This window comes from Gluconacetobacter diazotrophicus PA1 5 (assembly GCF_000067045.1).
GTDB lineage: Bacteria > Pseudomonadota > Alphaproteobacteria > Acetobacterales > Acetobacteraceae > Gluconacetobacter > Gluconacetobacter diazotrophicus.
In genome coordinates, this window is record NC_010125.1 from 1,234,239 (window position 1) to 1,247,552 (window position 13,314).

Consider the following 13,314-nt stretch of genomic DNA (forward strand, 5'->3'; position numbering starts at 1 on the left):
CGGCCGTCACGGCCGCTGGAACACCGCCGCGATCCCCTGCCCGCCGCCGATACACAGGCTGACCAGCCCGGTGCGCCCGCCGATGCGGGCCAGTTCATGGACCAGGCGCACGGTGGCGATGGCGCCGCTGGCCCCGATCGGGTGGCCCAGCGAGATACCGCTGCCGTTCGGATTGACCCGTGCGGGGTCCAGTTCCAGCACCCGGCTGACGGCGCAGGCCTGGGCGGCGAAGGCTTCGTTCATTTCCAGCAGGTCGAGGTCCGCGATGCCCAGGCCGGCGCGATCCAGCGCGCGACGGGTGGCGGGGACCGGGCCCATGCCCATCTGCGACGGTTCCACCCCCGCGTGCCCATAGGCGACCAGTCGCGCCAGCGGCGTCAGGTCCAGCCGCCGCACCGCGTCCCCGGACGCCAGCACGACCATGCCGGCGCCGTCATTGATCCCTGACGCATTGCCGGCCGTGATCGTGCCGCCATCCTTGCGGAAGGCCGGGCGCAGGGCATCGAAATCCGCCCGGACGGCGTCGTGGCGCACATGCTCGTCCCGGTCGAACAGCGTGGCGCGGCCATTGGCGCGGATTTCGATCGGGACGATCTGGCCGTCGAACCGGCCGGCGCGGATGGCCGCCGACGCCCGGCGGTGGCTTTCGAACGCCAGGTCGTCCTGCATGGCGCGGGTGATGCCGTGGGTGGTGGCGACGTTTTCCGCCGTGACGCCCATATGCACGTGGTCGAACGGGTCCGTCAGCGCGCCGACCAGCAGGTCCAGCAGGGTCTGGTTGCCCAGCCGCCCGCCGAAACGGGCATCGGTCGCCAGGTAGGGCGCGCGGCTCATGATTTCGACACCGCCGGCGACGGCGATATCGGCATCGCCCAGGCGGATGGCCTGCGCGGCCGATATGATCGCCTGCAGGCCGGAACCGCAGATCCGGTTGACGTTCATCGCCACCGTCTCGACCGGCAGGCCCGCCCGCAGCGCAGCGTGGCGCGCGAGGTACAGATCGGCCGGTTCGGTCGGGATCACCTGTCCCAGCACCACCTGCCCCACCGCATCCGCCGGCAGCCCGGCCCGGTCCACGGCGGCCGCGATCAGCCGCGCCGCCAGCACCGAAGGGGCGGTACCGCGCAGGGCGCCCCCGAAACCGCCGATCGCGCTGCGTACGGCCGAGACGACGAAGATGCTGGTCATGGCCGAGGGTTCCGGGCGGTGTGCTGTTCCTGTCGGCGGCATGATGGCATGTTTCATGCCGCCGCTCTACACGGACGCCGCCCCGTCCGGGCCGGGTGTCAGGTCTCGACGATCGCGGTATGGCCCCTGGTGGGCCGGAAGCGCCCCTCATGCAGGGCGGTTTCGATGTCTTCCAGTGATGCACCGCGCGTCTCTGGCACCAGGAAGTAGATGAACGCGACCGACGCCAGATTGACCCCGGCATAGAACCACATCGTCCCGCCCAGCGAGATCAGGTTGACCAGCGTCAGCGCCGTGCTGGTCACCAGCAGGTCGCTGCCCCACAGGGTCGCGGCGTGCAGGCTGGTGGCGGTGCCGCGCATCGACAGCGGGAACATTTCCGCCCCCAGCAGCCAGCCGACGACCTGGATGCCGCCGGAATTGAACGCCATGAACATCAGCAGGAACACGATGATCATCCAGCTTCCGACGCTGCCCTTGTCGGGATGGATGGCGAACATCAGCCCCAGCCCCAGCAGGCTGGCCACCGATCCCGGCCCCATGATCAGCATCAGGCGGCGCCGGCCGACATGATCGACGATCGCCGAGCCCAGCATCGTCATGACCAGATAGACCATCGAGACCCCCAGGCTGGCCAGCAGCGCCGAGGAATGGCCGAAGCCCGCGTCCGACAGGAAGGTCGGGGCGTAATAGATCATCATCTCCAGCCCGCCGCACTGGGTGAAGAAGGCCACCCCCAGCGCCGCGACCAGCGCCGGGCGCACCCAGGGCTGCATCAGGCCGCGCCAGCCGCGATGCGCGTCATCGACGTCTTCCGCGGCTTCGTGGATCCTGCGGATTTCCTTGCGGACTTCCTTGCGCGACGTCCGCACGCGCGCCAGATGCGTGACCGCGGAATCCAGTCCCTCGTTTTCCGCCGTCCAGCGGGGGCTCTTGGGCAGGAAGAACATGGACACGAATACCAGTGCCGCCGGCAGGGCCGCGACCGCGATCATCGGCCGCCAGCCCCAGGCGTCGCGCGCGGCGAAACCGATGATGTTGGCGACGAAGATGCCGATCCCGATCGCGACGTTGAACAGCGTGACCAGCTTGCCGCGCCGGGCCGCCGGCGCCAGTTCCGAGATATACATCGGAACCACCTGGGTCGATCCGCCGACCCCCAGCCCCAGATAGACGCGTGCCGCGATCAGCATGTCCACATCCGGGGCGGCGGCGCAGGCCAGCGCGCCGGTCACGAACACGGCGGTGACGATCATGACCGACGTCCGGCGGCCGAACCGTTCCGACAGCCAGCCGGTGCCGACGGCGCCCAGCACCGCCCCCGCCAGGATCGCGGAGGCGACCAGTTCCTGATACAGGCTGCCCAGATGGAAATCCCGGGTAATCAGAAGCAACGCACCCGAAATGATACCGGTGTCGTAGCCGTAGAGGCCGCCACAGATGGCGGCCACGGCGGCTGCGAGCCAGAGCGTCCGCCCCGCATTGTCCGAAACCTCGAAATCGGACAGGGCGGGAACCGAAGGGGCCTGCGGTGAAAAATTCTGCATCCTGTTCTCCTTGCTCGGAAAGAGGCTCACTTTCCTGCCACACCCCTTGCCACGGTACATGGCTTCATGCGGGTGATCCCGGCGGTGGCCCGGACAGCGCCGCCTTCATCTGTGCGATCGTGTCCAGCATGGTGTGCAACGTGCCCCAGTCGTCATCGGTTGCAATCGGCTGCCATATGCTCTCCACGGTATCGACCAGCATCGTGCAGGGCGTGGCCCGGGAAAAATAGGGATCGGAAAGATCCAGGCCCGGCCGGGCAGGATGGGATTCGATCTGCCGAAGCAATGGTTCGAAATCCGCACCCTCGTAGAGGCGGGCATTGGGGCCGTTCGCGGCACGGTGCCTGCTGTCCGTTCCACCATACCAGTCGAAGAACAAAGATTCAAATCCAATGGCCGATCGTTCCAGAAAGCGCCATGCCGCGGCCGCCAGCGCGCGGTCATCGGCTTCGGAAAGTGATGACAGGCCAAGGCGTTTCACGATCACGCCGTTCATCTCTTTTCCATAACGATCTGGGAAATCGTCGAAAATCTTCTGCAGGCCGTCAACGTTCGTCAGCGGAAGCAGGCATTCGGCCAGCCGCGCCAGGTTCCACAGCAGGGCCTCCGGCTGGCGGCCGAAGGCGTACAGGCCGGAGTGGTCGAAATAGGCGGCGGTAAAGCCGGGATCGTAGCGGGGCAGGAAGCGCCACGGGCCGTAATCGAAGCTTTCGCCCGTGACGTTGATATTGTCGGTGTTCAGGACCCCGTGGACGAACCCCGCCCCCATCCATTGCGCGCCCAGGCGCGCGACGCGGGCGCAGACGATGTCGAACAGCGCCAGCGCCGGATCGCCCGCGCCGGCCCGGTCGGGGAAGTAGGTGTCCATCACATAGGCCACCAGGTGCGCCAGGCTGGCCTGGTCGTCCAGGGCCGCCAGGCGCTGGAACGTGCCGATGCGGATATGCGAATGGCTCAGCCGCGCCAGCACGCATGACCGGGTGGGCGAGGGCTCGTCCCCCCGATGCAGCGCCTCGCCGGTTTCGATCACGCTCAGGCTGCGCGAGGTCTCGACCCCCAGCGCGTCAAGCATTTCCGTCGCCAGGATCTCGCGCACCCCGCCCTTCAGCGTCAGCCGCCCGTCGCCGCCGCGCGACCAGGGCGTGCGGCCGCTGCCCTTGGTGCCGATATCCAGCAGCCGTCCGTCCCGCACATCGCGCACCTGCGCGAACAGGAACCCCCGCCCGTCGCCCAGGTCGGGGTTGTACGCCCGGAACTGATGCCCGTGATAACGCAGGGCCAGCGGTGTCGGCAGGTTGTCCGGCAGCGGGACGAACCGGCCGAAATGATCGATCCATTCCGCGTCGGTCAGGCCGTCCAGCCCGACCTGCGCCGCGGCCTCCTGGTTGCGGAAGCGCAGGATATGGGCGGGAAAATCCGCCGCCGCCACCGGGTCGTAGAACGCATCGCCCAGGGTCAGGTGATTGCGGGCGGGGCGGTAGGTGGGTGAAAGGGGCATCTTGTGTCACCAAAAACTCTTGAGACGAGTCAGGAAAAGATCGGCAGGTCCAACGAGTCCGCTCGTGGGGCGAAGAACGCCTCGATCGCCGCATCGCTCCATGCCGCCTTGTCCATCCAGCGCGGGGCGTTGTCCTTGTCCACGATCTTGGCCCGCACGCCCTCGGCGAAATCGGGCTGCTCCAGCAGGCTGGCGATCAGCCGGTATTCCTGTTCCAGCACCGTATCCAGGTCCGGCAGCCGCCGCGCGGCATGAAACGCGCGGAACGTCACGCGCAGCGACAGCGGCGATGCCTGCCGCAACGCCGCGCGGTCCGCCTCGGCCCAGGGGGCGCCGTGGCGGTCCAGGCGGTCGATGATCGTCGCCACGTCCGGCGCGTCGTACAGCGTATTGATCGCCGCATGGTCGGGACACGCCCCGTCCCGTGGCGCGGCGGGGGCCATGTCCACGACCTGGCCGGCCGGCCGGCGGGCCAGGCCTTCGGCCAGGGCCGGCAGGTCCGCCGCCGCCAGCATCCGGTCGGCGAAGCCCGCCGCCACGGCCTCGCCGCCCTGCATCCGGCCGCCGGTCAGGGCCAGGCGCAGGCCGGACAGGCCCGGCGCGCGCGACAGGATATACGACCCGCCCGCGTCCGGCGTCAGGCCGATGGCGGTCTCGGGCATGGCGACCACCGCCCGTTCGGTGACGATGCGGTGCCGCACATGGCCGCCCAGTCCCACCCCGCCGCCCATCGTGATCCCGTCCATGAACGAGACCACGGCCTTGGGATACCCCGCCAGGACCGATACCAGCCGGTAGCCGTCGCGGAAGATCGACGCCGCCGCCGCCGGACCGGCGGCGCCCAGCGTGGCATGGATGGCCCGCAGGTCCCCCCCGGCGCAGAAGGCGCGCGGGCTGGAACTGTCGATCAGCACGGTTTCGACCGACGGGTCCTCCCGCCAGTCCGCCAGGCAGGCGGCGATGCGCGCGAACAGCGTCCTGTCCAGCGCATTCAGCGCCTTCGGCCGGTTCAGCGTCATCCGCCCCAGGCGGCCCTGGCGGGTGATCAGCAGCGTGTCGGCGTCCATGGCGGCATCCATGATGGTGGTTTCCTCCTGTTTTCCCTTGCGCGATAATATGACAGAAGATGCGGCGTTGGTGTGTCGCCCCGTCGAAACGGACCAGACGGACACGGACGACGGCAGGAAGGGCATGGACATGACGGTGGATTCCCAGACCTATCGGGACGCGATGGCGCGGCTGGGCGCGGCCGTGAACGTGGTGACGACCGGCACGCTGGACGATCCGGTGGGGTTCACCGCCTCCGCCGTCTGTTCCGTCACCGACGCGCCCCCCACCCTGCTGGTCTGCATGAACCGTTCGGCCCGTGCGCGTACCGCCTTCCACACCGGCGGGGCGATGTGCATCAACGTCCTTTCGGCCGGGCAGCGGGACATTTCCGGCACCTTCGCCGGGCCGATGGACATGTACGAACGCTTCACCGTCGGCCACTGGACGACGATGACGAGCGGCGCTCCGGCTCTGGAAGAGGCGATGGCGTCGTTCGACTGCCGGATCGACCGGATTGTCGAGGTCGGAACCCACAGCGTCATGTTCGGGGTGGTCGATGCCATCCGCCTGGGGGCGGCACTCGGCGGGCTGGTCTATTTCAACCGCACCTATCACGTCCTGCCCCACGGCGGCCACGACCTCTGACCGCCTGTCTGCCTATGCGCGCCGGTGACGGCCCGACGCGCGTTTACTGACGGACGCGGCTGCGCGCGTAGGCGGCCAGATAGGCCCCGGTACTCAGCACGCTGATCCAGAACGATGTCGGGCAGTCGGTCCACCAGGACAGTGCCAGCCCGCCCCAGCCCTCGGCCACCGCCAGCAGAACCGAAAGCACGATCCCCCAGCCCGGCGTGGCCGTCAGGCGCTGCGCCGTGGCGGCGGGCCCCACCATCAGGGCGAAGACCAGCAGCACGCCGGTGATCTGCACGCATTCCGCCGTCGCGACCGCGACGATGGCCAGGAAGATGGTGGAGACCGCGCGCATCGGCACGCCCCGCGCCTCGGCGGTTTCGGGCTGCAGGCTGGCGAACAGCAGCGGCCGTGACAGCACGGCCATCGCGGCGACGCACCCTGCCCCCAGCAGCGCCAGCCATCCCAGCATGGCCCGGTCCACCCCCAGCACGTTGCCGAACAGCAGCGCGGTGGCCCGCGTGGCCGATGTCGTCAGGAAATGCAGGAACAGCAGGCCGCACCCCAGCGTGCAGGACAGGACCAGCCCGATCGCGACGTCGCGCCCCTGCGTGGTGCCGCGCCCGCCCAGCCCCATCGCCACGCCGGCCGTCACCGTCAGGGTCATCAGCCCCCACAGCGGCGGCACCCCCAGCAGGATCGCCCCGGTGGCGCCGGCGAAGCCGACATGCGACAGCGCATGGCCGGCAAAGCTCTCGCCCCGCAGCACCATGAAATAGCCGACCAGCCCGGCGAGGACGGCGACGATCCCCGTGGCCGCGAAGGCGTGGCGCATGAATTCGAAGGCGAACATGGATGCTACCGCCCCGGCTCGAAGATCGAAAAGTCGCTGGCCTGCGCGTCCGCGCCGTCGGCGACGACGAAGATGCGCCCGCCCGCGCGGATCACCTCGACCGGCGTGCCGTACAGGGCGCTCAGGACCGGGCCGGTCACGACCTCGTCCACCGGCCCCAGCCGCGCCGCGCCGCGCCCGACATACAGCACCATGTCCATCACCCCCAGCAGCGGGTTCAGGTCGTGGGTGGAAAACAGTACCGCGATGCCCAGCCGGCGGCGGATGCGGTCCACCAGCGCCACCACGTCCCGCGCGCGATGGGGGTCCAGGCTGGCCAGCGGTTCGTCCAGCAGCAGCAGGCGGGGCCGCCCCAGCAGGGCCTGCGCCAGCAGCAGGCGCTGGCGCTCGCCGCCCGACAGATGGTCGATCGGCCGGCGGGCCAGGTGCGTCGCCCCGACCAGGTCCAGCACCCGGTCGATTTCCGCCGCATCGCGCCGGCGGTGGCGCCCCGGGCGCCAGTCGCAGGGCAGGCCCCAGCGCTCGCCATGCAGGGCGGCGGCGATGAAGCTGCGGCCGTCCAGGCGCGGGGCTGGCCGGGCCTGGAATTGCGGCATGTAGCCGATATCGTGGTTGCCCCGCCCCACCGGGCGGCCGAAAACCGAAATCCGCCCGTCCGGCACCGGCACGATGCCCAGGATCGCCCGCATCAGGCTGCTCTTGCCCGCCCCGTTCGGTCCCAGCACGCCCACGAACGCCCCTGCCGGCACCGTCAGGCTGGCATCGGACAGGATGGTGCGCTCCCCGATGCGCAACGTGGCGCGGTCGAACCGGACCGGCGGCGCGTCGCCGGGGCTGGCGATTCCGCTCATGCCGGCTTCCGGGCCAGGGCTTGCCCCAGGCGGTCCAGCACGTCGGCGATCCAGTCCTGGTAGCGCATGCCCGGCGGCAGGCTCTCGCCCACGCGCAGGACCGGAATGCCCGCATCGCGGGCCAGTTGGTCCAGCCGGTCGGTCGCCGGCCCCGCCGTCTGGTCGTTCAGGATCAGCACGCGCACCCGCCGTGCCGTCAGGTCGTCCTCGACCCGCGCGACGTCCGACGGCGCGGGATCGGTGCCGTTCATCACGGCGTGCTGGAAGGATTCGTCGCGCATCGCCAGGCCCGTGACGCGCGCCATCAGGCCGAAGATCGGCTCCGACGCCGCGACCGGCGTGCCGCCATACCGGCCCCGCATGCCGTCGATCCGTGCCTGCAACGGCGCCAGCGTGTCCAGGAACTGGTGCAGCCGCGCCTGCAGCGCCGTGCGATGGTCGGGCAGGATGTCGCCGCATGCGGCGGCGAAGGCGGTGGCGAAGGTCCGCACGTCGGACAGGTCATACCAGAAATGCGTATTGTCGCCGTCCCGCCATCCGGCCAGCCCCGCCACCGTCAGCAGCACGGGACGCGCGCCGTTCGCGGCGGGGCCGGCACCGTCCGTCAGCCGGTCGATCCACCCGTCATACCCCCCGCCATTGGCGATCACGATCTGTGCCGCCCCGACCCGCCGCCCGTCGGACGGGCTGGCCTCGAACAGATGCGGGTCGGTGGCCGGGTTGTTCAGGATCGTGGTCACGGCCACGTCCGGGCCGCCGACCTGCCGCGCGATGTCGCCCCACACCGCCTCCGCCGCCACCACCGCGATCGGCCCCGCCGCGCGCGCGGGCCCGCAGGCCCCCGCCAGCGCCCACGACAGCAGGACGGCCAGGGTGGCGACGCGGAGCATGGCGGAAAATCCGGAACGGAAAAGGGAGGGGGGACAAGCTGGCACGGGACAGACTATGTTATAATGTAACAAATATCGAGCCTTCATATAGCGTGCTTTCCGGCGTATGGAAACCGGGCAGGGGACACAGCATGAAGGGGGCGCGTCGCGAGCCGGCATGACAGGACTTAGCTTCGCCGACAGGACCGAGACCTGGCTGGATAACGCCGAACGGCTGTGCGCGGCGCGTGGGTCCCGGCTGACCGACTTGCGGCGGCAGGTGCTGGGCCTGGTCCTGGATGCCGGCCGGCCGGTCGGGGCCTACGACCTGCTGGACGGGTTGCGCACCGACAAGAAGAGCGCGGCCCCCCCCACCGTCTATCGCGCGCTGGATTTCCTGCTGGAACAGGGGCTGATCCACAAGATCGAACGCCTGTCCGCCTTCGTGGGCTGCACCCATGCGCTGGATGGAACCCGGGCCTGCGGCGACCATCCGCATGCGGCGCAATTCCTGATCTGTACCGGCTGCGGCCAGGTGACCGAACTGGACGATCACGGCATCCTGCACGCGCTGGTCGACGCCACGCGCACCATCGGCTTCACGGTGCGGCATTCGACCGTCGAGGCCGAAGGGCTGTGCGCCGCCTGCAGGGACGCGGCGTAGGGCGGTTTCCCGTTGCCATGGATGACGTTACAATCGAGGGCATGGTGAAGAACGGTTACAGGGTCCGGCCGACCGGGCTGAGGGCCCGCGATACGGGGCGCATGATCTTCCGGATCGACGACGCGCGGGGCCGTCCGGTGGCGCGGATCGCGGCATCGGACGCCATGCGCGCGCTGGCCCTGTTCTGGCGCCGGCGCGGCGGCCAGACCCTGGCGGACATCCTGCCGCGCCCCGGGCCGCATCACAGCCTGGGCGCCACGCTGCGACGGAGCATCGACATGGCGCGCATCCGCGCGGGCACCGGCGAATTGCCGCTGCCCGCCATCGAGACACCCGAAGCGCGCCGCAAGCCGCCCCGCGCCCGCGCCGTGCCAGCCGCCCCGCGCGCGGCGGCCGAGATCGGCCAGGACGACCTGTTCACCCGGCCTCCTGCCGCCATCCCCGAACCCGTTGCGCCGGAACCGGTTGCCCCGGCCCCGCCCCGGCGCCGGGCCGAGCATCTGGACGCCGAGTCCGTCCAACTGGCGCGCGTGCATTATCGCGGGCTGCAATCCTCGGACCCGGCCGACAGCTATCTCTACCATATCGCAACCGGGCGGGACGCCGAGGCGATGCTGCGCGACGGCCTGGCGCCCAGTCGCCGCAACCCGCTGCTGCTGACGGAACGCGGCGGCGTGCCGTACTGGCTGGCCGTCCTGGCCGACGACGCCGACATGGTCGGGGACGAGGCCGCGGATATCGCCGTCCTGCGCATGAAGCGCTTCATGATCGACGACCTGATCGAGGACGATCCGGACTCGACCCGCAGCTCGGGCAGCCCGTGCTATTTCCTGACCGGCAACGTGTAACCCAGACCAAGGATACTCCCATGGAATCAGCCATCGCCGAGATCGAGCGCGGCGGGCGCGTGGAATCGCGCCATGCCGGCACTGCCGTGGTGGTGGACGCGGCCGGCAAGGTGGTGTTTTCGCTGGGCGATATCGACCGCCCGACCTATCCGCGTTCGGCCGTCAAGGCGTTCCTGGCCCTGCCGCTGGTCGAAAGCGGCGCCGCCGGCCGGCTGGGGCTGGAGGACGAGGAACTGGCCCTGGCCTGTGCCTCGCATACCGGCGAGGCCGCGCATGTCGCCGTCGCGGCGCGGATGCTGGCGCGCACCGGGCATGACGCCGCCTGCCTGGAATGCGGCACGCACTGGCCGGTCGATGCCGATGCCGCCCATGCGCTGGCCCGCGCGGGCGGCGCGCCCTCGGCCCTGCATAACAATTGCTCGGGCAAGCATGCCGGCTTCGTCTGCCTGGCCTGCGACCAGGACCAGAAGCTGGGCGGCTACATCCATCCCGACCACCCGGTGATGCGCGAGGTCACGGCGGCGCTGGCCGACGTGACGGGGGCCGCGCACGGCCCGGACAACATGGGCATCGACGGCTGTTCGATCCCGACCTACGCCATTCCGCTGCGCGCGCTGGCGCACGGCTTCGCCCGGTTCGGCACCGGGCACGGGCTGGGCCCCGAACGGGCACGGGCGGCGGCACGCCTGCGCGCCGCCGTGGCCGCGGCGCCCTTCATGGTCGGCGGCACCGGTCGCTTCGACAGTGTGCTGATGCAGGAAATGGGCCCCGCCGTGTTCAGCAAGATGGGGGCCGAGGGCATCATGGCTGCCAGCCTGCCGGACCAGGGGCTGGGCATCGCGGTGAAGTGCCATGACGGTGCCCCCCGCGCGGCCGAGGTCGCGATGGCCGCCCTGCTGATGCGCTTCCTCGGCCCGGACGCCCGCGACAATCCGGTGCTGCGGGGCCTGGCGCAGCATGACCTGCGCAACTGGAACGGCATGACGGTCGGACGGGTCCGCGCCGCCGGCCCGATGCATCCGGACCATCGTCCCTGAACGGATCAGGACACCCCGAACGTCCCCGCATACAACGCCAGGACACCCGCGACATCCACGTCCACCGCCACGGCCCGCGCCGGAAACGCGTCCCACGCGGCGGTGGGGGGGCAGGGAAAACCGTCGGGCTTCTGAATGGTCTGGCCGTCCGCCAGTCCCCCGCAGACCACCCGGACCGGTCCGTGGCGCAGGGTGAACAAATGGGGCGCCATGGCATGGATCACCGCCAGGCTGTCATGCGCGAAGATCCCCGCCAGCCCGCGCGAGCGCTCGTGAAACGCCTGGTAGAAGCGTGACACCCCGCGCAGGAAGGCGCCGTCCGCTCCGCCCTGCGCGCCCAGCCGGTCCAGGTAGGCCGCGTCCATCACCACCTGCTGCGTCACGTCCAGCCCCAGGATCGACACCGGCCAGGGCGCGGTCATGACCTGATCCGCGGCTTCGGGGTCGGACAGGATGTTGGCCTCGGCCACCGGGGACATGTTGCCGGTATGGCCGTGCATGCCGAACGCCCCGCCCATCAGGCTGACGCCGGCCACCAGTCCGGCAATGGCGGGGTCATGCCGCAGTGCCAGCGCCAGGTTGGTCAGCGGCCCGACCGCGATCAGCGTGACCTGGTGGGGATAGGCGCGCACCAGGTCGACGATGACCTGCCAGGCGGGGCGGGGATCGGCGGTACGGTCCAGCGGGTCGGGCAGGGTCAGGTCGCCCAGCCCGCCCGCGCCATGCACATGCGGCGCGCCCCGGCCCGCGTCCCGGCAGAGCGGCGCCTCCGCCCCGCGTGCCACCGGCACGGACAGCCCCATCCAGCCGGCCAGCCACAGCGCGTTGCGGGTGACGGTATCGACGTCCAGGTTGCCGTGCACCGTGGTGATGGCCAGCAGCTCGAATTCCGGCCGGCGGGTCAGGAACCGCAGCGCCATGGCGTCGTCCACGCCGGGGTCGGTGTCGAAGATGACCTTCATGGTGGTGGCCTTAACCCGCCCGCCACCCATCCTGTTCCAGCGCCACCCCCGCCAGATACAGGCTGCCGCAGATCACCACCCGCGCCGGCTCGCCCGTCAGCCGTCCCAGCGCCGCGCGCAGGGTGGGGCCGGGCGTGGCCCGCCCGGACGACGCGGCGATGATGGCCTCGACCGGCAGGGCCAGATGCTGGCCCGCCTCGGCCACCGCCTGCACGCTGGCGGCATGGGGCAGCATGGGGGACAGGAAGCCGGCGGCGTCCTTGGTCTGCTTCATGCCGATCACCAGATGCACCGGCCGGTCGGACCAGCCGGCCAACACGTCCGCCAGGGCCTGCCCGGCGCCGGGATTGTGCCCGCCATCCAGCCATAATTCCCACCCCGGCGGCAGCAGACCGGCCAGCGCCCCGCCCAGGCGCTGCATGCGCGCCGGCCACACGGTATGGGCAATCCCGGCCCACGCCGAATCGGGCACCTCCAGCCCGCTGGCACGCAGCGCCGCCACGGCCAGCCCGGCATTGTCGATCTGGTGCGCCCCCGGCAGGCCGGGCAGCGGCAGGTCCAGGGCGCCCCGCGCGTCGGTATAGCGCAGGCCGCCCGGCGTGGCGGCAATGTCCCAGTCCTCGCCCCGGACCCGCAGGGGCGCGCCGCATTGCGCGGCCTGCGCCCGCAGGACCGCCATCGCGGCCTCCGCCTGGCGGCCGGTTACGACAGGTACGCCGGGCTTCATGATCCCGGCCTTCTCGGCGGCGATGGCGGCCAGGCTGTCGCCCAGAAAGGCCTCGTGATCCATGGAAATCGACGTGATCGCGCAGGCGGCGGGCTTTTCCAGCACGTTGGTGGCATCGAAGCGGCCGCCCAGCCCGACCTCGATGATCGCCAGGCGCGCGGGATGGCGGGCGAACAGCAGGAAGCCGGCGGCGGTCAGGACCTCGAACACCGTGATCGGCGCTCCGTCATTGACGCGCTCGATCTCCTCCAGCACCGCGACCAGCGCGTCGGTGGACACGATGTGGCCGGCCACGCGGAAGCGCTCGGTGACGTCCACCAGGTGCGGCGAGGTCATGACGTGAACCGGCCAGCCCGCCTGTTCGCCGATGGCGCGCAGGGTGGCGCAGGTGCTGCCCTTGCCGTTGGTGCCGGCGACATGGATCACCGGCGGCAGGTGGCGTTCCGGGTGGCCCAGCCGCGCCAGCAGCGCCTGCAGCCGTCCCAGCGACAGATCGATCAGGGCGGGGTACAGCCGGTTCAGCCGCTCCAGCACCGCGCCGGCGCGCCCGACGAATTCCGGCCCCAGCGAGGTGGCGGGCATCGGCGCGG

At 70.7% G+C, this 13,314-nt stretch carries 13 protein-coding genes; 4 read left to right on the forward strand and 9 right to left on the reverse strand.

From position 1 onward, the window contains the following. Window positions 1–6 precede the first annotated feature (6 nt). From bktB to GDI_RS05895, 4 genes are all read right to left on the reverse strand, one after another. Entirely contained in the window at window positions 7–1,188 is a 1,182-nt protein-coding gene (gene bktB, locus GDI_RS05880) for a beta-ketothiolase BktB (RefSeq protein ID WP_012554053.1), read from the reverse strand. Window positions 1,189–1,286: 98 nt separating this feature from the next. Continuing rightward, entirely contained in the window at window positions 1,287–2,735 is a 1,449-nt protein-coding gene (locus tag GDI_RS05885) for a sugar porter family MFS transporter (RefSeq protein ID WP_012224394.1), read from the reverse strand. Between the two features lie 64 nt (window positions 2,736–2,799). Continuing rightward, window positions 2,800–4,233, reverse strand: coding sequence for a protein adenylyltransferase SelO (locus tag GDI_RS05890; RefSeq protein ID WP_012224396.1), 1,434 nt, complete (start codon window positions 4,231–4,233; stop codon window positions 2,800–2,802). Window positions 4,234–4,262: 29 nt separating this feature from the next. Next, window positions 4,263–5,312 (reverse strand): enoyl-CoA hydratase/isomerase family protein, encoded by a 1,050-nt coding sequence (locus GDI_RS05895; protein WP_012224398.1) that lies wholly within the window; start codon window positions 5,310–5,312, stop codon window positions 4,263–4,265. A gap of 118 nt (window positions 5,313–5,430) precedes the next feature. Here GDI_RS05895 and GDI_RS05900 point away from each other — a divergent pair, with 118 nt between their 5' ends. After that, window positions 5,431–5,928, forward strand: coding sequence for a flavin reductase (locus GDI_RS05900; protein ID WP_041249709.1), 498 nt, complete (start codon window positions 5,431–5,433; stop codon window positions 5,926–5,928). A 43-nt stretch (window positions 5,929–5,971) separates the two neighbouring features. On the opposite strand, the gene GDI_RS05905 is transcribed toward GDI_RS05900, so the two are convergent. The 3 genes from GDI_RS05905 to GDI_RS05915 are packed head-to-tail and all read right to left on the reverse strand — an operon-like array spanning window position 5,972 to window position 8,507. After that, entirely contained in the window at window positions 5,972–6,766 is a 795-nt protein-coding gene (locus GDI_RS05905; RefSeq protein ID WP_012224401.1) for a metal ABC transporter permease, read from the reverse strand. Window positions 6,767–6,771: 5 nt separating this feature from the next. Then, on the reverse strand, window positions 6,772–7,617 hold the full coding sequence (locus GDI_RS05910) for a metal ABC transporter ATP-binding protein (protein WP_012224402.1): 846 nt from the start codon (window positions 7,615–7,617) through the stop codon (window positions 6,772–6,774). Beyond that, a complete protein-coding gene (locus GDI_RS05915; protein ID WP_012554055.1) occupies window positions 7,614–8,507 on the reverse strand; it encodes a metal ABC transporter solute-binding protein, Zn/Mn family in 894 nt (297 codons plus the stop codon). The genes GDI_RS05910 and GDI_RS05915 overlap by 4 nt, the downstream gene beginning before the upstream one ends. 157 nt (window positions 8,508–8,664) lie before the next feature. Between GDI_RS05915 and GDI_RS05920 the strand changes: the two genes are divergently transcribed. From GDI_RS05920 to GDI_RS05930, 3 genes are read left to right on the forward strand one after another with little or no spacing between them, the layout of a single operon-like run. Next, entirely contained in the window at window positions 8,665–9,150 is a 486-nt protein-coding gene (locus tag GDI_RS05920; protein WP_012554056.1) for a transcriptional repressor, read from the forward strand. Between the two features lie 17 nt (window positions 9,151–9,167). Continuing rightward, entirely contained in the window at window positions 9,168–9,998 is an 831-nt protein-coding gene (locus tag GDI_RS05925; protein ID WP_012224406.1) for a hypothetical protein, read from the forward strand. A gap of 20 nt (window positions 9,999–10,018) precedes the next feature. Beyond that, on the forward strand, window positions 10,019–11,035 hold the full coding sequence (locus GDI_RS05930; RefSeq protein ID WP_012224409.1) for an asparaginase: 1,017 nt from the start codon (window positions 10,019–10,021) through the stop codon (window positions 11,033–11,035). Window positions 11,036–11,040: 5 nt separating this feature from the next. Here the strand turns inward: GDI_RS05930 and GDI_RS05935 are convergent, their stop codons facing one another. Both GDI_RS05935 and GDI_RS05940 read right to left on the reverse strand, forming a co-directional pair. After that, a complete protein-coding gene (locus GDI_RS05935; RefSeq protein ID WP_012224411.1) occupies window positions 11,041–11,997 on the reverse strand; it encodes a nucleoside hydrolase in 957 nt (318 codons plus the stop codon). Between the two features lie 10 nt (window positions 11,998–12,007). Further along, the gene (locus GDI_RS05940) at window positions 12,008–13,306 is read right to left on the reverse strand and encodes a bifunctional folylpolyglutamate synthase/dihydrofolate synthase (protein ID WP_012224413.1); all 1,299 of its coding nucleotides are present in this window, start codon (window positions 13,304–13,306) and stop codon (window positions 12,008–12,010) included. Window positions 13,307–13,314 lie beyond the last annotated feature (8 nt).

What these genes read in the sequence shown, in the direction of transcription:
- GDI_RS05900 (WP_041249709.1), top strand. Translation starts at nt 5,431, where the DNA reads ATGACGGTGGATTCCCAGACCTATCGGGACGCGATGGCGCGGCTGGGC.
- GDI_RS05910 (WP_012224402.1), bottom strand. Translation starts at nt 7,617, where the DNA reads ATGAGCGGAATCGCCAGCCCCGGCGACGCGCCGCCGGTCCGGTTCGAC.
- GDI_RS05940 (WP_012224413.1), bottom strand. Translation starts at nt 13,306, where the DNA reads ATGCCCGCCACCTCGCTGGGGCCGGAATTCGTCGGGCGCGCCGGCGCG.
- GDI_RS05905 (WP_012224401.1), bottom strand. Translation starts at nt 6,766, where the DNA reads ATGTTCGCCTTCGAATTCATGCGCCACGCCTTCGCGGCCACGGGGATC.
- bktB (WP_012554053.1), bottom strand. Translation starts at nt 1,188, where the DNA reads ATGACCAGCATCTTCGTCGTCTCGGCCGTACGCAGCGCGATCGGCGGT.
- GDI_RS05915 (WP_012554055.1), bottom strand. Translation starts at nt 8,507, where the DNA reads ATGCTCCGCGTCGCCACCCTGGCCGTCCTGCTGTCGTGGGCGCTGGCG.
- GDI_RS05930 (WP_012224409.1), top strand. Translation starts at nt 10,019, where the DNA reads ATGGAATCAGCCATCGCCGAGATCGAGCGCGGCGGGCGCGTGGAATCG.
- GDI_RS05920 (WP_012554056.1), top strand. Translation starts at nt 8,665, where the DNA reads ATGACAGGACTTAGCTTCGCCGACAGGACCGAGACCTGGCTGGATAAC.
- GDI_RS05895 (WP_012224398.1), bottom strand. Translation starts at nt 5,312, where the DNA reads ATGGATGCCGCCATGGACGCCGACACGCTGCTGATCACCCGCCAGGGC.
- GDI_RS05890 (WP_012224396.1), bottom strand. Translation starts at nt 4,233, where the DNA reads ATGCCCCTTTCACCCACCTACCGCCCCGCCCGCAATCACCTGACCCTG.
- GDI_RS05935 (WP_012224411.1), bottom strand. Translation starts at nt 11,997, where the DNA reads ATGAAGGTCATCTTCGACACCGACCCCGGCGTGGACGACGCCATGGCG.
- GDI_RS05885 (WP_012224394.1), bottom strand. Translation starts at nt 2,735, where the DNA reads ATGCAGAATTTTTCACCGCAGGCCCCTTCGGTTCCCGCCCTGTCCGAT.
- GDI_RS05925 (WP_012224406.1), top strand. Translation starts at nt 9,168, where the DNA reads ATGGATGACGTTACAATCGAGGGCATGGTGAAGAACGGTTACAGGGTC.